The sequence below is a fragment of the Neisseria sp. P0014.S002 genome (assembly GCF_051958295.1).
Classification (GTDB): domain Bacteria; phylum Pseudomonadota; class Gammaproteobacteria; order Burkholderiales; family Neisseriaceae; genus Neisseria; species Neisseria flavescens_B.
The window spans coordinates 1-20,840 of the sequence record NZ_JBQCVO010000011.1; the positions used below are offsets into that span (position 1 = coordinate 1).

A 20,840-nucleotide genomic window follows, 5' to 3' on the forward strand; every position below is an offset into this window, starting at 1 on the left:
AAAACCCGTTATGTGGTTGAACAAAGCTTCGGTACGCTGCACCGTAAATTCCGCTATGCCCGGGCAGCCTATTTCGGGCTGCTCAAAGTGAGTGCGCAAAGCCATCTGAAGGCGATGTGTTTAAACCTGTTGAAAGCGGCTAACAGGCTAAGTGTGTCTGTAGCTGCCTAAAAGGCGGCCGGATGCCTGATTAATCAGGTATCCAAGGGGGATTAAGGGGGCATTTGAGTAGAATCAGTGGATATTTGAAATAAAAACAGCCGAAAACTTGTGTTTAGGTTTCGGCTGTCAGGGGAAAAGGAATTTTGCAAAGGTCTCAGGCCGTCTGAAATCTAGGAAATAGGTTTCAGACGGCCTTTTTGTGGCTTATCTTGTTATGGTTGATTGTTTAGAAGGGGATTAACTGAATAATCCTTTAAACCACAACACAATCGCGTCCCACATACGGCGCAACCAGCTGCCTTCTTCCACGCCGGTCAGGGCGACGACGTCTTTTTCGGCAATGATTTTACCGTCTTTCATGACTTTCAGCTTGCCCAATACTTGGCCTTTTTCAATCGGGGCGAGGACGGGCTGAAGTGTTTCTAAGATTGGTTTGACGTTTTTGCCGGTATCGTGGGGAATGGTAATGTAAACATCGTCCAAGAAACCGATGTCTACGGCTTTGGTGCTGCCTTTGTAAACTTTGACTTGGGAAATTACTTCTCCGCCGTTGTAAAGTTTGGGCGTATCAAATGCCTGTAACGCCCAGTTGAGCAGTTTGCTGCTTTCGCTGGCGCGTGCTTCGGTAGATTCTGCACCGGCAAGAATGGAAACGATGCGGCGGTTGTTGCGTTTGCTGGAAGCGGCGAGATGGTAGCCTGCGCCTTCAGAATAGCCGGTTTTCAAACCGTCGATACTGCTGTCGCGATAGAGCAGAAGGTTTCGGTTGGGCTGCTCGATATTATTGTATTTGAAAGATTTGTTTGCAAACAAAGGATAGTATTTCGGATAGTCGTTGATCAGTGCGGCTGCCAAAATGGCTAAGTCGCCAACGGTTGAAACATGGCCGTTAGAAGAAATGCCGGTCGGGTTGTTGAAGTGGGTGTGCTTCATGCCCAAACGTTTGGCTTCTTCGTTCATTTGTTTGACGAATTCGTCGATAGAGTCGTTGCCAATGGCTTCGGCAAGGGTAATGGCGGCATCGTTGGCCGATTGGATGGTTGTACCCTTAATCAAATCGCTGACGCTGACAGGAACTTTGGGATCGAGGAACATACGCGAACCTTCGACTTTCCATGCAGCATTGGAAACCGTCAGCATTTGGCCTGCCTCAAGCGTACCGTTTTCCAGTGCTTTAAAGGCAAGGTAGGCTGTCATCATTTGCGTCAACGCGGCAGGCTCGATAGGCGTATCGGCATTGTTGGATGCCAAGGTTTGCTTGCTGTGCAGGTCGGTAACGATATAGGCAGTCGCTGCAATTTCCGGCGGCATTGTCGGGCTGTTGATGCTGTGCAGCAGCGGCTGCGTTTTAGCCTCGCTTTGTGTGGCAGGTGCGGATGCAACCGGGTCGGCAGCAAGGGCAGGAGTATTCAGGAGGGCAGCAAAAATTAAGCTAAGTAGCGTTTTTTTCATCATTATTTGTGGATTTGAATATGAGTGGACACTGTTATGAGGCAAACAGTTTGGCATATTAAATAGATATTAAGCGGACATTATACCGTCTCATTTAGGCTTTGCTAAGATTTTTCTTGCCTTCAGACGGCCTCAGGGGTATGGTTTTAACTTTTTCCTCCGGTCGATTTGACCGAATTGCAATTTATTTCCGAACACTAAAATACCATGAACCATTCCCTTCCTCTTTCTGATTATCTAACCCGTATTTTGACCGCTTCCGTTTATGATGTGGCCGTAGAAACGCCTTTGGATTTGGCACGCAGTTTGTCAGGCCGTCTGAACAATCAGATTTTGCTCAAACGTGAAGATTTGCAGCCGGTGTTTTCGTTCAAAATCCGCGGTGCGTACAACAAAATGGCGAAACTGCCGAAAGAAGCCTTAGATTGCGGCGTAATTGCAGCAAGCGCAGGCAACCATGCGCAGGGTGTGGCTTTGTCGGCGCAGTATTTGGGTTGCCGCGCCGTTATCGTAATGCCGGAAACAACGCCTAAAATTAAAATTGACGCGGTCAAGAGCCGAGGCGGCGAAGTGGTGTTGAAAGGTGTGTCTTATAACGATGCCTATGATTATGCGATGGAGTTGGCAGAAAAGGAAAAACTGACTTATATCGCGCCGTTTGATGATCCTGATGTGATTGCCGGTCAGGGAACCATCGGCATGGAAATCCTCCGTCAACACCGCAATATCAATGCGATTTTTGTCCCGATTGGCGGCGGCGGTTTGGCAGCAGGCGTAGCGGCATTTATCAAACAGGTTTGCCCTGAAATTAAAGTCATTGGCGTGCAAACCGATGATTCTTGCTGTATGAAGCAATCGGTAGAGGCGGGGGAAATCGTACATTTGAAAGATGTCGGCCTGTTTTCAGACGGCACGGCGGTTAAAGTGGTGGGTGAGGAAACCTTCCGCCTGTGTAAAGAGCTGCTGGACGAGATTATTACGGTCAATACGGATATGTTGTGCGGCGCGATCAAAGATATTTTTGACGATACGCGCAGCATTACCGAGCCTGCTGGCGCATTGGCTCTTGCCGGCCTGAAGGCTTATGTTGCAAAAAACAATATCCAAGGTCAAAACTTAGTTGCCGTCACCAGTGGCGCCAACATGAACTTCCACCGCCTGCGCCATGTTTCAGAACGCAGTGAGCTGGGCGAGGGCAATGAAGGTATTTTTGCCGTTACCATTCCTGAAGAAAAAGGCAGCTTCCTCAAGTTTATCAATGTCTTGGGTAGTCGAAATATTACTGAGTTCAACTATCGCTATGGCAACGACAAAAATGCTCATATTTTTGTCGGTTTGCAAACTGCCGGTGCGCAAGACTTGGCCGTCATCAGTAAACAACTGGCTGACGCTGGTTTGCCGAATGTCGATCTGACCAATGATGAAATCGCCAAAATTCATATCCGTTACATGGTCGGCGGACGTACGGAAAAAGTATCCAGCGAACGCTTGGTCAGCTTTGAATTTCCGGAACGTCCCGGCGCATTGTCCCGCTTCTTGAACCATATGCGCGCCGAATGGAATATTACTTTGTTCCATTATCGCAATCATGGTGCGGACTACGGCCGTATTTTGGTCGGTATTGATGTACCTGAAAGTGACAATGAAACGTTTACCGACTTCTTGGAGAGCTTGGGTTATGTGTATAAAGAAGAAACCGATAATCCGGCTTATAAACTTTTCTTGGCTTAATCAGTAAGATAAAAGGCCGTCTGAAATTTTTCAGACGGCCTTGTGTTTTATGTTCGGCTTTATTTCTTACGGAACACCAAGTCCCAAACGCCATGACCCAATCGTTTGCCTCGGGCTTCAAATTTGGTTTCAGGACGATAATCGGGCGTAGGGGCATAATCGGCAGCCGTGTTTTGCAAAGAGTCGAAACTGTTCAAAACTTCCAGCATTTGCACGGCGTATTCTTCCCAGTCGGTCGCCATATGGACATAGCCGCCGCTTTTGAGTTTGGGCAGCAGCTTTTCAACAAACGGCACTTGTACCAAGCGGCGTTTATTGTGGCGTTTTTTATGCCAAGGGTCAGGGAAGAAAATGTGAATGCCGTCTAAAGAACCGTCTTCCAGCATCTTTTCCACTACTTCCACCGCATCATGACGCATTACGCGGATATTGGAAATGTGTTCTTCCTCAATCAGCTTCAAGATATTGCCGACGCCCGGGCCATGAACATCAATCGCTAAAAAGTCGGTATCGGGCAGACGTTTGGCGATTTCCACTGTTGCGACGCCCATACCGAAACCGATTTCCAAAACTTTAGGATTATCCCGTCCAAAAGCGTGGTTCAAATCCAAAGGAGCTTCTTGGAAGTCCACACCAAATTGCGGCCACATCGTATCGATCGCGCGCTGTTGGGCTGCGGTCATATGGCCTTGACGCAAGACGAAACTGCGGATGCTGCGTTTGTGTTCTTCAGGAACGGTATTTTCGGGTGTATTTTCTGGAATGTTTTCGGACATGTTGTTTAAAATCAGTGAGAAATCAAATAAAAAGGCCGTCTGAAAGAATCAGACAACCCTGCATATAAATCGGCGTGATTATAGCGAATAAACGCTTTTCCTGAAACCTTTTAAAAAGAAGGTTTCAGACGGCCTTTTTAAGACAATACCGGTTGTGGTACTTTGTGTTGCACCGCATAAACCGCAGCTTGAACACGGCTGCTTAGGTTTAACTTACGCAACAGGTTTTGCACATGCACTTTGACGGTTGACTCTGCCAGATTCAAATGGCGGGCAATGATTTTGTTGCTGTGTCCGGCGGCAAGATAGCCCAAGATTTCCATCTCGCGCGGAGTCAGTTGCTCTAGCAGATGGTCGGAGCGGGAAGGAGATGGAGAAATCAGCGATTGCACCAAGCGGCTGGTCATTTCTGGAGAAAAGACGTTGTCGCCATCAACTGCTTTGCGGATGCTTTCCAACAGGAAGTCGGCGTTGATGTTTTTCAGCAAAAAGCCTTTTGCACCCATACGCATACATTCGGTCAAATCGTCGCTGTCTTCGGAAACGGTCAGCATGATGACGGTCAGCTGCGGATTGATACTTAAAATTTGGGCCAATGCTTCGCGGCCGTTCATGACCGGCATATCCAAGTCCAGCAAGACCACATCAGGCTTGAGCTGCTCAACCATTTTTACGCCGGCCAGGCCGTCTGAAGCTTCGCCGATAACTTCAAAATCAGGCTGACGCGAAAGCAAGGCCTTGATACCGCTGCGAAATAGGGTGTGGTCGTCAATAAGGGTAATTTTAATCGTCATGATGCTGTTCTCATTTGTTGCGGCAAAGTCAGCATAACCGCCGTACCTTGCCCAATCTGCGATGTAATGGCCAATTCTGCGTTAATCCGTTGGGCACGTTCTTGCATAATGCCCAAGCCGACATGTTCGCCTGAAGGCCGGTTTGATAGGTGTTCTTTATTAAAGCCTGCGCCGTCGTCCCGAATTGTCATGACAAAATCGCCGTGGTTGGCAATTTCGACGCTGACATGTTGCGCACGTGCGTGCTTCCGAATATTGGACAGGCTTTCCTGCAAGATGAAGATGATCTGCAAATGCTCATCATAATTCAAAGCCTGCCCGTCGTCCTGCCATTTTAAATCAACTGGAATACCTGTTTGTCGTTCAAAGCGCGCCAGCAGCGATTCTACCGCTTCAGGAAAATCTTTATTACTGATTTTGGTGCGGAAATTCATCAAAAGTTCGCGTACGTCTTCGTAGCATTCCTGCACGCCGTCTTTGATGAAGCCGATATTTTCTTCTGCCTGCTCGCGTTGGTCTGAAGCAAACGCGCTTTCCAGCATTTGTACCTGCAAATTCAAAAAGGTTAAAGCTTGCGCGATGCTGTCATGCAAACCTTGAGCAATCAAGTTACGCTCCTGCAAGACTGCAAGTAGGCGGCGCTCTTGTTCCATGCGGTTGTTGGCGATGGAAATGCCGAGCTGTCCGCTTAAAGTATGCAGCAGTTTTTCGTCTTGCTCATCAGGCATATGGCCGTCTGAAAAATATAGGGTCAGTACGCCGAGCTGTTCGTCTTGATAAACGATCGGAAATTCTACACGATTTCCTTCTTCGGTTTCACCGACGCTTGCCGCCAAATCAGAACGTTTCCGCTCCTCATCGGAAAGATATACCGTACCGCCCAAAGCTGAAAATGCCGGCAGAATTTGAGTTAAAAATTCTTCTGCCGCCTGTTGCGGCGTAAAGGTTTGGTGCAGATTGCGCGTGGTTTGGTAGAGCAGGGTCAAATCACGGTTTTGCCGTGCCAAGTCTTGGGTTTGTTTGGCAACTTGTCCTTCCAAGTCTGTATAAAGCGTATGCAGACGGCGGCTCATTTGGTTGAAACCCTTGCTTACTTGGGCAAACTCACGGATCTGGTCTGTCTCGATTTGAACGCCGAAATGCCCTTTACTGATGGTTTCTACACCATCGCGCAATTTTTCCAAGGGCCGGATAATCCATGAATAATGCCAAACAATCATCAAACCGGCAGCCACAACAATCATCAGCATCATTGCCATTTGAAAGCGGCGCAGCCACAAGGTATTTTGCTCGTTGGCATTTTCCATCGCCTGTAAAAATAGCTCGATGTTACCGGCAAAACGATACAGACCGATTTGGGTCGGACGCTCGTAATGTTGCAAAGACGGCTTGATGTTGGATTCCCAATCAATCAACAGCATCGATTGAATCAAGTCGTAAGCCAGCGGCATTTGAGACGGAATCAGCGGATGAATAGCATCGCTTTGCGTCACATTGGCCAGCGTACGCTCAAATTCTTTGATTTGGTTGTCAATTTGCGCATTGGGTGTACGGACACTTGCCATGTAAGCCAAACGGTACACCTGCATTTTCAAACTGCCTGCATCTTCAATCGTTTTGGCCGCGCTTTCCAAACGCCAAGAAAGCAACAGGGTAAAGGCAATCGACAAAAACGCCGAACTGACCCATAAAAAAGTCAGCAGTTTTAAACGCGAAGACAGGCTCAGGCCGTCTGAAGATCCGGAGAATAATCGCATAAAGCACGCAGGGAACTAATCCGATAATCTTATAAAAATATCATTCTTTTGGCCTATAAACAACCTGTCTAAAATAATTGTATGGTTATGATAAGAAAAAACAGGGGTTTAATGTAAAATCATGTTATGATAAAATTCATCTCAAGTGAATTAAATCATAAGAATAAGGTTTCAGACGGCCTGAAACCTTGAAACTTATCCAATAAACACAACATCTTGAACCACACTCCATACTCTGCTTCTCAAAGGACTACCAAAATGAAAATTTTTGCACTGATATTGGCCGGCGGGCAGGGAAGCCGGATGGGAGGTGTCGATAAAGGGTTGGTGCAATGGCACAATAAAGCCTTGATAGACCACGTTATCGAAAAAATCCGCCCGCAAGTCAGCCATATCGCCATCAGTGCCAACCGCAATCTCGAATCTTACGCCCAACGCAGCGCACACGTTTTCTCGGATGCGCGCCAATGGCAGCATTACGGCCCTTTAGCCGCCTTGTGTACCGCCGCCAACGATTTGCAAATTGCTACTGCAGACTGGCTGCTCATCGTCTCCTGCGATATGCCCCGCCTGCCTGAAAACTTGGTTTCCCAGTTTGAGACCATCGCCAAACGCACGCCGTTGTGCAATGCATTTTACGTTGAAACCCCGTCCAGACCGCATTACAGCGTGATGTTCATCCGTCCGCAAATTCTGCAAAGCACCGTGCCATACCTTTATTCAGGAATGCGCAGCATCCGCGGCTGGTTGCAACAACAGCGCGCGCGGGTTGTCCATTTCCCTCATGAGCAGGATTTTATCAGCTACAACACGGAAAACGATTTGGCCCAGCCTTTGTAGCTGGGTCGGTGAGGGAGCTAATGTTCAGGTAGAGATATGCTAACTTGATGATTATTTAGTATCTTTCAATAGGTAATAACTATCTTGTAATTAGTTCTCTTAGAAATTCATCAATCCGTATATTTAAATAAAATATACGCTCTTCGTTAAAATAAACTTTGGCTTTTTCCCTATCGACTGTTTCTTTTAGGTCATTTAGTCTGCCTAAGTCCAAATTTTCGCTGGTATATTTTCTTGCCAGCAGCGCACGTAGCAAATCTCCATCCAGCCCTAAACCTTTAATTACTTTTAGCACCTTATCATTGGCATCTTTTTGTTTATACGTGGTGATGTAATCACTTAATGCTAAATTTGGATCAAGCTTGATATCGCCGGATTGCACATCATGTAAAAACAACTCAGCAAATTTTTGATCTTCCTTAGAAAGCGTAGAAAAAGAGTGGTGTAGTTCCTCAAGTGAAGCAGCTTCTTCTATGCCGCCGATGGTTTTAAGCCATTTTTCAAAACGGGCATTCATATAATTTTGATCAATTTTGTCGGTTTCGATTTCGTTGATATGCGAACGCAAATCAAACGGCACATCATCGCTACCGCCACCATTGCCTGAACTTTCTTTAAACAAATCTTTATAACGAGCCAGCAGTTTATCGTAGGTTTCTTGATCGAAATTGAGTGTGGCAGTGATCACGCTGTCGTCTTCCTGTACCACGTCATAGCTTAATTTTTCCCAAGAAAAACCCAAGAGCCGAGCAGCTTGTAAGTGCTCATTGAGCTGATTGAATAGTTTGACAAACTTTGCGCATGAGGTTGTATCATCAGGATTTTTTGAAAAATCTTCTAATCCTGCCCATTTGAAAATATCGGCAATATCGGCAAAGCAGACATTCATTTTGTCGATAACTTTATCTAAATTATCGACAAACAGCCCCATTGGGCGGTCGCCCGAATAAAGTTTTACGGCTCGCTCAATATTGCGTTGCATCGTATGCGGCTTGCGGTAATAGCGGATTAACCCAAAAGGCTTATCGGTTTTGTCGCATACGCGGTTAGTGCGGGAAAACGCCTGAATCAAGTTGGCGTAATCCAAAATTTTGTCTAAATAGAGCGTATTGAGCCATTTGCTGTCGAAGCCTGTCAGCATCTGATCGACCACAATCAACAAATCCAGCTGCTCGTCGGGCTTGATTCTCTTATACGCATTGATATGCGACAACCTATCCGACAAATCTGTTTTAAATCGGGAATAAGTGGCGTAGCCGAAATTTGTGTGGAACTGGGCGTTGTAATCTTCCAAAATTTCGGCAATCCATTTTTCCTTATCGTTGCCTTGCCCATCGTTAAGAATATTCGGATCGAAAAGGGCGGTCAGTTTCGGCAAGGATTTTTTAGCTTCCTCAGAATTTCCGGCTTCCTCAGCAATTCTGGCTTTCTCAGCAATTCTGGCTTTAATTAGGCGGTAATAATTGACCGCTTCGGGAATAGAGCTGGTGGCAAAAATGGCATGATATTTTTTGCCTTGGCTGAGGCGTTGCCAATTTTCCAGCATGTCGTCAATCACCGCATTCACATGTTCCGGCGTTTGATATTGCACATTGGGTATATAATCTTCAATGCCTTTTTGATATTTGCCGTCTGACGTATATTCTCCCGCCATCGGCACATCATTCATAAATTGATTGTAGATTTTTTTCTTTTGGTCATCGGCAAATACTTCGCTTTCATCTGTTGCTTTGGCTTCTTGCAAAGCGACAGATCTGCGTAAATCGCTGTCTTTAAAGGTGCGGATATGGAAGGGGTGAAAGCCCAGCACATTTTCATCACGAATGCCGTCTGCAATCGAATATCGGTGCAATTCATTACCGAAAACCGTGGCAGTGGTTGAATTTTTCTTAGCGTTTTCTTCTTCAATCGGCGTGCCGGTAAAGCCGAAGAAAATCGCATTGGGGAAGGTGTGCTTAATGGTGAGCAACATATCGCCAAAAGTAGTACGGTGGGCTTCATCAACGATAAACACCAAACGTTTACCACTGATTTGCTCGATATCAGCCTCATTTACCCCTTCTTCCGCCTTGATATTACTCATTTTTTGAATGGAGGTAACAATTAAGCGGTCGCGGTCTTGTTTGCTTTTCAGCTTGGCGAGCAAAATGGCGGTGTTTTCCGTTGCCTGCACATCATCTTTACTATCAGCAAAATTCTGATATTCCTCCAGAGATTGCTTGCCCAGCTCAATACGGTCGAGCAAGAAAATCACCTTATCCGCATCTTTGCGACGGCTGATTAACTGCGCCGATTTAAAACTCGACATCGTTTTGCCCGAGCCTGTGGTATGCCAAATATAGCCGCCGCGCTGATTGCCCGAAGTCCAATCTGTTTTTGCCACCGTGTCGGCAATTTTGTTGACTGCATAATACTGATAGCTGCGCAACACTTTCAGCTGCTCGTCTTTCGCATCGGCAATGGTGTAATCGCCGATAAACTGGTGCGCCATCGGAATCGAGAGGAAATGCGTCGCCACCTTATCCCAATCGTTCATATACACATTATTGAAATCCGCCCAACGGAAATAAAACGCAGGATTTAATGGACCGCCGGTATTGGCAAAATAGCGGCATTCTTCCGGCGTCATCGCCACAAACACCTGCACCAGGCTAAAAATGCCCGAAAACGCGCCTGCCTCATGGTATCGCTCAATTTGATAGGTCGCTTGGCTAATCGGCACACCTGAACGCTTCAGCTCAATATGAAACATCGGCATACCGTTGATTAACAGCATCAAATCGCCGCGCTGCTTAGGGTATAAATCCGAACGGGGAGAAAAACGAGGTTGTTGGGCAATTTGATAGCGGCTTTTGCCGGCAGAAATTTCCTCACGGTCAAAAATATCCAGCGACACTTCCTTGCCGAAATGACGGCTTTTCTCATTTTCACGCTTGATGGCCACCGTTTTGCCGTTGATAAAGCCGTTTAGCGCATAAGGCGTTTTCAATGCCTGCACCTGCTCCAAAATCTGGTTCATTTCCGTGCGAAGCAACGGCACATCGAGCTTGTCGATATGTTGGTTGGTTTTATTCAAATGCTCCTGCCAGTTGGCAATTAACTTTTCTTCGGTGGGATAGCGCAACACTTCCTTTTCCCAGCTTTTGGTGGCCAGCAAGGCTATCAGTGCTTTTTCAAAATCAGCTTCTTTATTAAACATTCTTTTTCTCCGTAAGGGCGCTACTACAATTTTTCAGACGGCCTCAATCATGGGCAGGAATGCCCGTTCTAGACCAACATCGCCGCCAACAGCCCTTTTTTGAGTTGGTTTAATTTTTCGACTTCTGCCGACTGTAAGGCAATGGTTTCGTCTAATTGGCGAAAGAAATTACCGATTTGAGTTTGTTCGTTTTTGTTCGCAGGAAAAGAGATTGGCATTTCCGCAAAAACATCGTTTTTGATAGAAAATCGGTCAGACCTTGCTCCTGTATCACCATTCAAATACATGAAATGATGCCATTGATTACCTTCAAAATATTGTTCCAAATAAGAAGGTTTAATTTCATCATTTAGACGAAATACATAATAAAGCGGAGACATTACGCCTGTTCTTCCTAGCTTATTTCTCTTTATTGGACCAACTGGAGCGAAGCTAGAAATTCTTGGGTTGTACACAAAATCGTCAGGCTGTACAACATAATAACCACCTATATTTTCTGAATTTGAAATTGATTTATCAAAGAAGTCTTGCTGGCTGATAATTCCGAATTCAGCAGAATTAGTAAAAGTTTCCGCATATTGATAAGCGATATTTTTTTCTTTCACTTTGAAAGCAATCTCCCCCAACTTCCTAGATTCCCACTCCCCCTCAAACCCTTTAAAGCGGATTTCCGGTATTTTTTCACCGTTTGTGGGGAACATTTTTGCCAGCATTGCCTTTTTAAGCTGACGGCTTTTTTCCAACACCGCACGGCTCTCGGCAATTTGGCTGTCTAAACGACTGAAAAACAAACCGAGGTGGGTTTGCTCGGGTTTAGATGGGGACTTAAATGTAATTGCTGTTAAACTTCGCCAATCTGCTCGTGGCATTTTAGTGCCAGACGTAACATTTGCTGTTTCTAAAAATTTTCTAGATTGCACTAGCAAATAGGCAAAGGAATTGGAATATTTAGAACTTGTTTCCAAAGCCCAAATTTCTCCACTTTTTACACCATCTTTCTCAGCAAGCCACCATTTATTCAAATACGGTCGTAAACGACCAAAAAGAATATCGCCTTTCCGAAATGATGAGGTTGTTTGTGTTCTAACTGACGTATCGCCAACTAAAATACCTGAATTACTAATGAGATTTTCTAATTCAACATCTAAATCATATAAACTTGAATCAACAAATTCATTTCTAACGCTCAGAATTTCTCCCAATACCTTTTCTTCCCACACCTCCGTAAAATCTTTAAACCGCAAACGTGGTTCTTGTTGCTTATTCATTTTGTCCCCTTAGCCTTTCAAAATCGCCTGCCATGCGGCAATGCCCTGCAAATCAAACTCGCTGCCAGTGAGTTCGTCCATCATTTGTGCCAGTGCGGTGGCGCTTTCTTGTTTGCATTGGCTGATATGCTGATAGGTGTCGGCATATTTGTCGCAAAGTGCGGTCAGTTTTTGGCTGAGTTGCGCCAGCATGTTTTCAGGCAGCCTGCGCATCGCCGCATTGAGCGGAACAAACCATTTTTGGCGGAGCAAAGCGAGGGCTTCGGCATCATCCAGGGCTTCAATAGCGGCTTTGGTTTTGCTGTGAAGCTCGGCACTGTCTGCTTTAATATCGGCTTTAATGTCTTTTTCTTCAGCTAATAACTCTTGTGCCTTTAACAACTTACTTTCTAAGCTCTCTTCGGGAAATTCATAGCCATGCCGTAATGATTTTAAATAATTGCTCACATTAGTCTTGCCATAAGTTCCATCTTTAGAAGCTTGAATATTTGTCCAATTAACTGCGCTATTTGATTCAATAAAAGCTAATTTTTCAGCCTTTTTAGCCTTGTTTGACAATAATTCCAGGTAATTTTCTAATGCGATTGTTTCTTCTGTTGTAACGCTTGCATAAATTACTTTGAAATAAGCAGCAATTTCTTTAGCAATAAATGCATCATTATCGTCATTGACATAAGGTCCACTTTTTTCTTCTTCGCTCAAATCATCTAAAATACTCTGTAGTTCGGCGGCAATTTCCTCTAAACGGGTTTCTTTGGCTTTCAGGTTTGCCAATTCCTGTGGCAGTTTGACGGCCTGCACCAATTCAAACGGCAGAATATGCCCCACCCAGCCGTCTTGTACTTCGGCTTCTTTTTTGGTTTTGTTGTCTTTTTTCAGCACCATAAAAGGATCAACCTGCTTAATTGCCTGTTTACCTTCGGTTTGGATCATCTCCAAATCGGCGGCAATGCCTGCCACATCGGCGCGCCATAGGTCATCGAGTTTTTGATAGGCAGTATAAAAATCCAATAAGGGCATTGCCTGTACTTTTTCCCGAATAAGTTCGGCGAGTTGCTGCTGGGTTTGGGAAATGTTGAGCGTTTCCATCGGCTCAATCAGCAGGGTTTCCAAGCGAGCGGGGAAATCGGCAAAGTTTTGGGCAAATTGCGCTTGGTAATTCAGCACGCCGGCGTGGCTTTGCATGGCGGCTTTGAGATTGTCGGTTTTCGGCTGCACATAAGGTGTGCCGTTATCGGTAAACAAGGCCGTCTGTAAACCGTCAAAGGCTGCCCAGTAGTCTGCGAATTGTGCCAGCTCTGCTTTGGGAATGCCGCCGTGTATGGTGGCGAAAATATCCCATTGCTCCGTCGGTTCGGCGGAATCGACATAGCGCGGAATGTTGAGGTTGTAGCCGTTTGCCACAATTTCGGCTTTCGGCACAATGCGGGAGAATTTAGGCAATTCCCGGCGATGGGTCACGCAATCGACAATGCGCTTGATGTCGCTTGCCTGCAAATGGTTGTTTTTGCCCACTTTGATGAAATGCTTGGAGGCGTCAATCATCAATACGTCGTTACGTTCGCGCTCTTGGCGTAAAACGATGATGATGGTGGGAATGCCCGTACCAAAAAAGATATTGGCAGGCAGACCGATAATGGCATCGATATGATTGTATTCAATCAGATTTTTTCGGATTTTCTCTTCTTCTCCGCCCCTAAAAAGTACGCCATGCGGCAAGACGATGGTCATGATGCCGTCGGGTTTTAAGTGGAAGAGGTCGTGCAATAGAAAGGCAAAATCGGCTTTTGCCTGCGGGGCGACGCCAAAGCGTTTGTAGCGGATGTCGCTTTCTTTGTCTTTGGGATTCCACGGCTGGGAATAGGGCGGATTGGACACTACGGCATCCAGATACAGCGGATCGCCTTCCAGCGGCCAGTCGTCTTCTAATGTATCGGCATTGCGGGTGAAAATATTGCTCGGCAAAATGCCGCGCATGACCAAATTCATGCGCGTGAGGTTGTAAGTGTTTTCTTTTAATTCTTGTGCGTAATATTTGATGCTGTCGGCACTTTTGAGATGTTTGGCAACGCTATGGCCGATGTTGATCAGCAATGAACCTGAGCCGCTGGTCGGGTCGTAAATGCTGATTTCTTCACGGTCTTTCAGATGATCGGCAATGATTTCCGACATCAGCAAAGATACTTCGTGCGGCGTATAGAATTCGCCCGCTTTTTTGCCTGCGTTGGCAGCAAACATACTAATCAGGTATTCATAAATAAAGCCCAATACGTCATAGCCCTGTTTGCCGTCCATCGGTATATCGGCAATCAGTACAAAAAGGTCTTTCACCGCATTGGTTTGGCTGGCGGCGGTATCGCCCAATTTGCTCAAACCGGATTCTAAGGTTTTGAAAATACCGTCAAAAACTGTGATGTAGTTTTCTGCAATATTGCGGCTGAAAGCGCTCATTGCTGTGCGGACGTTGGCAATATTGAAATCTGAGCCTTGGGCTAACCAAGTTGAGAATAGGTGTTCGTAGCTGATGAAATAGCCGAGGTTTCTTTTGATATGGTTGACAAGCTCGCCGTTAGATTCGGTAAGCTCATCGGCAAAATTTGATTTTTCTAAGCCTTGTTCAAGGGCAAATTTCTCCAGTTTGTCGGACAAAAATTTGTAGAAAATAAAGCCTAAGATGTAGTCTTTGTATTCGTTCGCTTCAATTTTGGAACGCATTTTATTCGCAGATTGCCAAATTTTGGCTGCAAGTTGTTGTTTATTCATTTTTTCTCTTATTGGTTTTTGATTTTATACATATTGCGGTATTTATGATTGCTTGGTGCAGGCTTTGCTATGATAAACCATCAACACAGTGTTTACATAATTTACATCGTAGAGGCAGTATGATTCATCGATGCAATGCAAAATGGTAGGAAAGCTCACATTACACAAAGGCCGTCTGAAACTCAACTTTCAGACGGCCTTTTGATTTTAATTTTTTAGCAAAGCTAAAGAATATTTTTTTCCTATTTGGAAAGTATGTTGTTCGTAAATTGAGATTTATTGCTTAATCATTTATCCGTACAATCCGCATCATCAAATATTTTAAGGAGGTAATGATGAAAAAAATGCCTGTATTGTTTGTTGGGCATGGTAGTCCGATGAATGTGTTGGATAAAGAAAACCCGTTCAATCAGAATTTCAGCCTAATTACGCAAAAGTTTGCCAAACCAAAAGCCATTTTGATGATTTCAGCGCATTGGTACAGCAGCCGTTTGCAGGTTACGTCTGGCAAACACACTGAAATGATTTACGATTTCTACGGCTTCCCCGATGAACTCAGCCAAGTGCAATATCCTGCGCCCGGTTCTTCTGAGTTGGCGGAGCAAGTGCGGTCATTATTACAGCCGGAAAATGTTGAGCTGAACCCAACGCGTGGCTTTGATCATGGCGCTTGGGCGGTGTTGAAATATCTCTATCCTGATGCCGATATTCCCGTGGTGCAACTGAGTCTTAACCGTTTGCAATCGGCAGAATGGCATTTCAACTTGGCGAAAAAATTAGCTGCTTTGCGAGAACAAGGCGTGTTGATTATCGGCAGCGGCAATATTGTGCATAATCTGAGGGCAATAAGCTGGGAACATATTGATCAAATCGGTGCAGGGTATGACTGGGCGTTTGCTTTTCGGGAAACAGTCAATCAAGCGATTACAACACAAGATGATAAAACTTTGGTGCATTATGATCAGCTAGGCGAAAAAGCCGAGCTTTCTGTACCAACCCCAGATCATTACTTGCCGTTGCTTTACATCATGGCATTACGCGAACCGGATAATCCTATTACGTTTTTCAATGATAATTTGATTGCGGGATCGCTTAGTATGACGTCGGTTTTAGTGGGGTAGAAAGGAAAAAAGTTAATTCACTTTGTGAATAGCGTGATATTGTTTTAGACGGCATCTTGTGTCCATATAAAAGCTACGATTTGAGACCTTAACAATCACTATTAAAATGTGCTCCGATGTTCTGTCTGCGCCTGTATGCGGCTTGGGCGACGGCGAGGCTGCATTCGAGCAGGTTGCGGTTTTCGTATTCGGATGCGGTGTGTGGCTCGGCTTGGTTTTGCTTCCAAAGCCTCAGTTGGGCGATGGCGCGGTACAGGCCGGTATCGTTGCGGAGGATGCCGAGATGGTGTTGGTTGAAGGCTTGCAGTACGGGGCGGCTGAATGTGTTTTGGAGGCCGTCTAAAAAGATGCCTGCTTCGGCGGTGGGGTTTTCAGACGACCTTTGGGGCGGTGCGGTTTGGAATGCTTGTCCGTCCACGATGGTTTGGGCGGCAAGCCTGGCGGTCACGACGCATTCGAGCAGGGAGTTGCTGGCGAGGCGGTTGGCTCCGTGCAATCCTGTGCAGGCGGTTTCGCCTAAGGCGTAGAGCTGCGGCAGGGAGGTTCTGCCGTAGGGGTCGGTTTGGATGCCGCCGCAGGTGTAGTGTTGCACGGGGCGGACGGGGATGGCTTGGCGCGTGATGTCCAAGCCGCATTGGGACAGGCAGTGCCGATGAATGGACGGGAAATGCCGGCGGACGAACGCTGCGGGTTGATGGCTGATGTCGAGCGAGACGAAATCTTGCGTTTGTTTGGCGATTTCGGCGGCGATGGCGCGGGCAACGATGTCACGCGGCGCGAGTTCGGCGCGGCGGTCGTAATGCGGCATAAACCGTTCGCCCGATTGGTTGGTCAGGATGCCGCCTTCGCCGCGCACGGCTTCGGAAATCAGGAAGGTACGGCCGTTTTCAGACGACCTTGCCAAGCCTGTGGGGTGGAATTGGATAAATTCGAGGTTTTCGACTGCGCAGCCCGCGCGCATCGCCATGGCGATAGCATCGCCCGTGCATTCGGGCGGCGTGGTGGTGGCGGCGTAAATTTGCCCGAGGCCGCCGCCTGCGAGTACGGTATGGCGGGCGCGGATGCGGTAGGTTTCTTGCGTTCGGCAGTCGAGGACGGTCAGTCCGCACGCTGCGCCTGACTCGGTTTGAATATCCAACGCCATCTGCCGCTCGCAAACGCGGATGTTCGGGCGGCGGCGTATTTGGGCAATCAGGCTCTGCATGACGGCTTCGCCCGTGTAGTCGGCGACGTGGGCGATTCGGCGGCAGGTATGCCCGCCTTCGCGCGTCAGGTGCAGGTCGTTATGATTCCGGTCGAACGACACGCCCTGCGCCAGCAGCCATTCGATTGCCGGTTTGCCCTGCGATAAGATGGTACGGACGGCGGCTTCGTCGCACAAACCTGCTCCCGCTTCCAAAGTATCGGTAACGTGTTTTTCGATGTCGTCCTCTCCCGACCACGCCGCCGCAATCCCGCCTTGCGCATGACGGCTGGCGGTGTCGTCCAGCCGGTTTTTGCACAAAATGACGATGCGAAACGACTCAGGCAGCGACAGGGCGAGCGTCAGTGCCGCCAGCCCGTTTCCGGCAATCAATACGTCGCAATCGGTTTGCATGGTGTTGTCCTTGTTTGAGAGGTCGTCTGAAACGGCAATATTGACGGCAAATCAGGCGGGTCCCATACCGTTGAACACATCCCCGCGCTTGAGTCCTGCCGCGAAGTCGAGCATACGCTGCAAAGGCAGTTTGGCCGCTTCGCCCAGCTTTCTGTCCAACAGGATTTCGTTGTGTCCGTTTGTCAGGGCGTATTTGATGCCGCCCAGCGAATTCATCGCCATCCACGGGCAGAACGCGCAGCTTTTGCAGCTTCCGCCGTTGCCCGCCGTCGGTGCGGCGATGAATTCTTTATCGGGCGCCTGCTTTTGCATTTCGTGCAGGATGCCCAAATCGGTTGCCACGATGAATTTTTTTTCAGGACGCGATACGGCGGCCTTCAGCAGTTTACTGGTCGAGCCGACCACATCGCCCAGTTCGATGACGCTTTGCGGCGATTCGGGATGAACCAGCACCACCGCATCGGGATGCTCCGCCTTCAACGCCGCCAGTTCCTGCCCTTTAAATTCGTTATGGACGATGCACGAACCCTGCCACAGCAGCATATCCGCGCCCGTTTCGCGGCGGATGTAGTCGCCGAGGTGGCGGTCGGGCCCCCAAATCAGTTTCTCGCCGCGCGATTTCAGATACGACACGATTTCCAACGCCACCGAAGAGGTTACCACCCAGTCGGCACGCGCTTTCACGGCGGCGGAAGTGTTGGCGTACACCACCACCGTGCGGTCGGGGTGTTGGTCGCAAAACGCCGCAAATGCATCTTCGGGACAACCCAAATCCAAAGAACATTCCGCTTCCAAATCAGGCATCAGCACCGTTTTTTCAGGGCAGAGGATTTTCGCGCTCTCGCCCATGAAGCGCACGCCCGCTACCACCAATGTACCGGCTTCATGTTCCGCGCCGAAGCGTGCCATTTCCAGCGAATCACCCACGCATCCGCCTGTTTCCAAAGCCAAATCCTGAATCAGCGGATCAACATAATAATGTGCCACCAAGACCGCGTTTTTCTCCTTCAGCAAAGCCTTGATTTCATCTTTCAGATGGACTGCCGTCTCGCGGTCGGGCGTATCGGCAACCTTCGCCCATGCCTGACGTATTTGGCAGGCGGAAGTCGGCGTTTGAATGAGGGGCATATCGTAATCGAACGAGCGGCGGGCGGCGGTTTGCATGATGTTTCCTTGTAGCTATTTTTCAGACGGCATAAAGGTTGGCCGTTTATATTTTGAAATATTTTTATATTATGCTCAACTTGAGTATAATATGCAAGGTCGTCTGAAAACCGCTTTGGTTTACAATAAGGTTTTCTCTTGAATGAAAGCCACGTATGGATGCCTATCCTGAAACAGCGGCCAATCCGCAAAGTATCGTTGAGCTTGTTCCTGTCCTGATCGCCATTACAAACGGCAGCTTGAGGGTTTTGACAGTTGCCCAGGGAGAGCTATTACCCAATGGCTTGCTTGCACCACTTCGCCACTCTCTGCAAGCAGGGGTCCGGATGTGGGTTGCCAAACAGACATCACAGCCTATGGGCTATGTAGAACAGCTTTATACGTTTGTAGATACGAGCCGCCAAAATGAACAAGGCCTGCCTGTCTTATACGTCAGCTATTTAGGACTGGTGCGCGAGGCAGCCGACAGCATCCTGCATCCCGACGCGAAATGGCAGGACTGCTACGACTATTTCCCGTGGGAAGACTTGCGCACCGACGGCGGACAGAGCGACGCCATCGTCAGCCACCTGCGCATTTGGGCAAACTCGGCGGACACGGAGGAAGTCCGCCAAAAGCGGCTCAAGCGCATTCATTTGTGCTGGGGGGTCGAACCGGAAAACTGGTCGGAAGAATACGTTTTGCAACGCTATGAAATGCTGTATGAAAGCGGCTTGATAGCGGAAGCTGCCGAGCCGCAGGCAAACTTCGACTTTGCGCTCACGGGACAGCCCATGCGCCACGACCACCGCCGCGTGTTGGCGACCGCCCTGTCCCGCCTGCGCGCCAAAATCAAATACCGCCCCGTGATTTTCGAACTGATGCCGCCCGAATTCACGCTGCTGCAACTGCAAAACAGCGTCGAAGCCATCAGCGGCAGATTGCTGCACAAGCAAAACTTCCGCCGCCAGATTCAGCAGCAAAACCTCATCGAGCCATCGGATACCGGCGTATCGGGCAGCAAAGGCCGCCCCGCGCAGCTTTACCGCTTCCGCGACGACGTCCTGCCCGACAGGCTGATTTCGGACATCGGACTGCCGCTGGGCAGCCGTTAGCCCGTTTTCAGACGGCCTCAAATGAAGTTTTACCCTTGCCGCAACACCAATATTTTTCAACAAAGGAAACCCCATGCCGTCTGAAAACACCCTCTTCCCCCTGCCCGACACCCTGTTGCGCCCCATGGTCGAACAAGCCCTGAGCGAAGATTTGGGCAGGCGCGGCGACATTACGTCCGCCGCCGTCATCGCGCCCGACAAAACCGCCAAACTCTTCCTCGTCAGCCGCGAAGACGGCGTCATCGCCGGCATGGACTTGGCGCGCCTCGCCTTTCAGACGATGGATCCATCCGTCCGTTTCCAAGCTGAAATCCAAGACGGACAAGCCGTCCGCGCAGGTCAGACGCTTGCCGCCGTTGAAGGCAACGCCCGCGCGCTGCTTGCCGCCGAACGCACCGCGCTCAACTACCTCACGCACTTGAGCGGCATCGCCACCGCCACCGCGCGTGCCGTTGCCGAAGTCGCCGAATACGGTACAGACATCGTGTGCAGCCGCAAAACCATCCCCCTGCTGCGCGTCCTGCAAAAATACGCTGTTAGGGCGGGCGGCGGCGTAAACCACCGCATGGGCTTAGACGACGCCATTCTCATCAAAGACAACCATCTCGCCTATTGTGACAGCATCGCCCAAGCCGTACGGCAGGCAAAACAGGCTGTCGGGCCGTTGACCTGTGTGGAAATCGAAGTGGACACGCTGGCACAACTGGACGAAGCCATCGCAGCGGGCGCGGAACGGATTTTGCTGGACAACATGGACGACGAAACCTTGAAAGAAGCGGCAAACCGCTGCCACACGCAAACCGCCCACATACACACCATCTATTGCGAAGCATCGGGCGGCATCGGCTTCGACCGCCTGAAGCGCGTGGCACAAACCGGCGTAGACGGCATCGCCCTCGGCTATCTGACCCACAGTAGCCGTTCGCTGGACATAGGGTTGGATTTCGTGGCTTAAATTTTGAGTTTGCTATAAAGCAAAGGCCGTCTGAAATATAGACGTTTCATTTTCAAACAACCTTTTTAATTCCAAAGCAGAAGATATAAAAATTATGCAGGTTAGCTTCAACTTTCATATAACATGAAAGAGTAGGGCATAACTATGTCATCATGTAAAAAGCCGTC

15 protein-coding genes are annotated in these 20,840 nt (G+C 48.2%); 6 read left to right on the forward strand and 9 right to left on the reverse strand.

Going from position 1 to position 20,840, the window contains the following annotated elements:
- Nucleotides 1-171, forward strand: a 171-nt coding sequence (locus ACTHSX_RS09440; protein WP_440377518.1) for a transposase, incomplete at its 5' end; no start/stop codon positions are given.
- 228 nt (nucleotides 172-399) lie between these two features.
- On the opposite strand, the gene ACTHSX_RS09445 is transcribed toward ACTHSX_RS09440, so the two are convergent.
- Entirely contained in the window at nucleotides 400-1,617 is a 1,218-nt protein-coding gene (locus ACTHSX_RS09445; RefSeq protein WP_440377516.1) for a D-alanyl-D-alanine carboxypeptidase family protein, read from the reverse strand.
- A gap of 204 nt (nucleotides 1,618-1,821) precedes the next feature.
- Here ACTHSX_RS09445 and ilvA point away from each other — a divergent pair, with 204 nt between their 5' ends.
- Complete coding sequence (gene ilvA / locus ACTHSX_RS09450) at nucleotides 1,822-3,345, forward strand: threonine ammonia-lyase, biosynthetic (protein ID WP_440377515.1); 1,524 nt, start codon at nucleotides 1,822-1,824, stop codon at nucleotides 3,343-3,345.
- Nucleotides 3,346-3,404: 59 nt separating this feature from the next.
- Here ilvA and trmB read toward each other — a convergent pair whose 3' ends face one another.
- The 3 genes from trmB to ACTHSX_RS09465 form a co-directional block, all read right to left on the reverse strand.
- A complete protein-coding gene (gene trmB, locus ACTHSX_RS09455) occupies nucleotides 3,405-4,121 on the reverse strand; it encodes a tRNA (guanosine(46)-N7)-methyltransferase TrmB (RefSeq protein ID WP_440377514.1) in 717 nt (238 codons plus the stop codon).
- A 137-nt stretch (nucleotides 4,122-4,258) separates the two neighbouring features.
- On the reverse strand, nucleotides 4,259-4,915 hold the full coding sequence (locus tag ACTHSX_RS09460; RefSeq protein ID WP_049333503.1) for a response regulator: 657 nt from the start codon (nucleotides 4,913-4,915) through the stop codon (nucleotides 4,259-4,261).
- Complete coding sequence (locus ACTHSX_RS09465; RefSeq protein ID WP_440377513.1) at nucleotides 4,912-6,672, reverse strand: histidine kinase; 1,761 nt, start codon at nucleotides 6,670-6,672, stop codon at nucleotides 4,912-4,914. Before ACTHSX_RS09465 ends, ACTHSX_RS09460 begins: the two co-directional genes overlap by 4 nt.
- Nucleotides 6,673-6,930: 258 nt before the next feature.
- Here ACTHSX_RS09465 and mobA point away from each other — a divergent pair, with 258 nt between their 5' ends.
- Entirely contained in the window at nucleotides 6,931-7,512 is a 582-nt protein-coding gene (mobA, locus tag ACTHSX_RS09470; protein WP_063068994.1) for a molybdenum cofactor guanylyltransferase MobA, read from the forward strand.
- A gap of 79 nt (nucleotides 7,513-7,591) precedes the next feature.
- On the opposite strand, the gene ACTHSX_RS09475 is transcribed toward mobA, so the two are convergent.
- The 3 genes from ACTHSX_RS09475 to ACTHSX_RS09485 all read right to left on the reverse strand — a co-directional run bounded on the left by ACTHSX_RS09475 (nucleotide 7,592) and on the right by ACTHSX_RS09485 (nucleotide 14,742).
- Nucleotides 7,592-10,711: a type I restriction endonuclease subunit R gene (locus ACTHSX_RS09475; protein WP_440377512.1), complete on the reverse strand. Its 3,120-nt coding sequence runs from the start codon at nucleotides 10,709-10,711 to the stop codon at nucleotides 7,592-7,594.
- A 68-nt stretch (nucleotides 10,712-10,779) separates the two neighbouring features.
- Nucleotides 10,780-11,979: a restriction endonuclease subunit S gene (locus ACTHSX_RS09480; protein WP_234395826.1), complete on the reverse strand. Its 1,200-nt coding sequence runs from the start codon at nucleotides 11,977-11,979 to the stop codon at nucleotides 10,780-10,782.
- A 9-nt stretch (nucleotides 11,980-11,988) separates the two neighbouring features.
- Entirely contained in the window at nucleotides 11,989-14,742 is a 2,754-nt protein-coding gene (locus ACTHSX_RS09485; protein WP_440377511.1) for a type I restriction-modification system subunit M, read from the reverse strand.
- 335 nt (nucleotides 14,743-15,077) lie between these two features.
- On the opposite strand from ACTHSX_RS09485, the gene ygiD reads away from it, so the two are divergent.
- The gene (gene ygiD / locus ACTHSX_RS09490; RefSeq protein ID WP_440377517.1) at nucleotides 15,078-15,863 is read left to right on the forward strand and encodes a 4,5-DOPA dioxygenase extradiol; all 786 of its coding nucleotides are present in this window, start codon (nucleotides 15,078-15,080) and stop codon (nucleotides 15,861-15,863) included.
- Nucleotides 15,864-15,951: 88 nt separating this feature from the next.
- Here the strand turns inward: ygiD and nadB are convergent, their stop codons facing one another.
- Both nadB and nadA read right to left on the reverse strand, forming a co-directional pair.
- Nucleotides 15,952-17,460, reverse strand: a complete 1,509-nt coding sequence (nadB, locus tag ACTHSX_RS09495; RefSeq protein WP_440377510.1) for an L-aspartate oxidase — start codon at nucleotides 17,458-17,460, stop codon at nucleotides 15,952-15,954.
- A gap of 51 nt (nucleotides 17,461-17,511) precedes the next feature.
- Entirely contained in the window at nucleotides 17,512-18,624 is a 1,113-nt protein-coding gene (gene nadA / locus ACTHSX_RS09500) for a quinolinate synthase NadA (protein ID WP_440377509.1), read from the reverse strand.
- A gap of 155 nt (nucleotides 18,625-18,779) precedes the next feature.
- On the opposite strand from nadA, the gene ACTHSX_RS09505 reads away from it, so the two are divergent.
- Together ACTHSX_RS09505 and nadC are read left to right on the forward strand one after the other, a co-directional pair.
- Complete coding sequence (locus tag ACTHSX_RS09505) at nucleotides 18,780-19,718, forward strand: NUDIX hydrolase (protein ID WP_440377508.1); 939 nt, start codon at nucleotides 18,780-18,782, stop codon at nucleotides 19,716-19,718.
- Nucleotides 19,719-19,791: 73 nt separating this feature from the next.
- Nucleotides 19,792-20,673, forward strand: a complete 882-nt coding sequence (gene nadC, locus ACTHSX_RS09510) for a carboxylating nicotinate-nucleotide diphosphorylase (RefSeq protein ID WP_440377507.1) — start codon at nucleotides 19,792-19,794, stop codon at nucleotides 20,671-20,673.
- Nucleotides 20,674-20,840 lie beyond the last annotated feature (167 nt).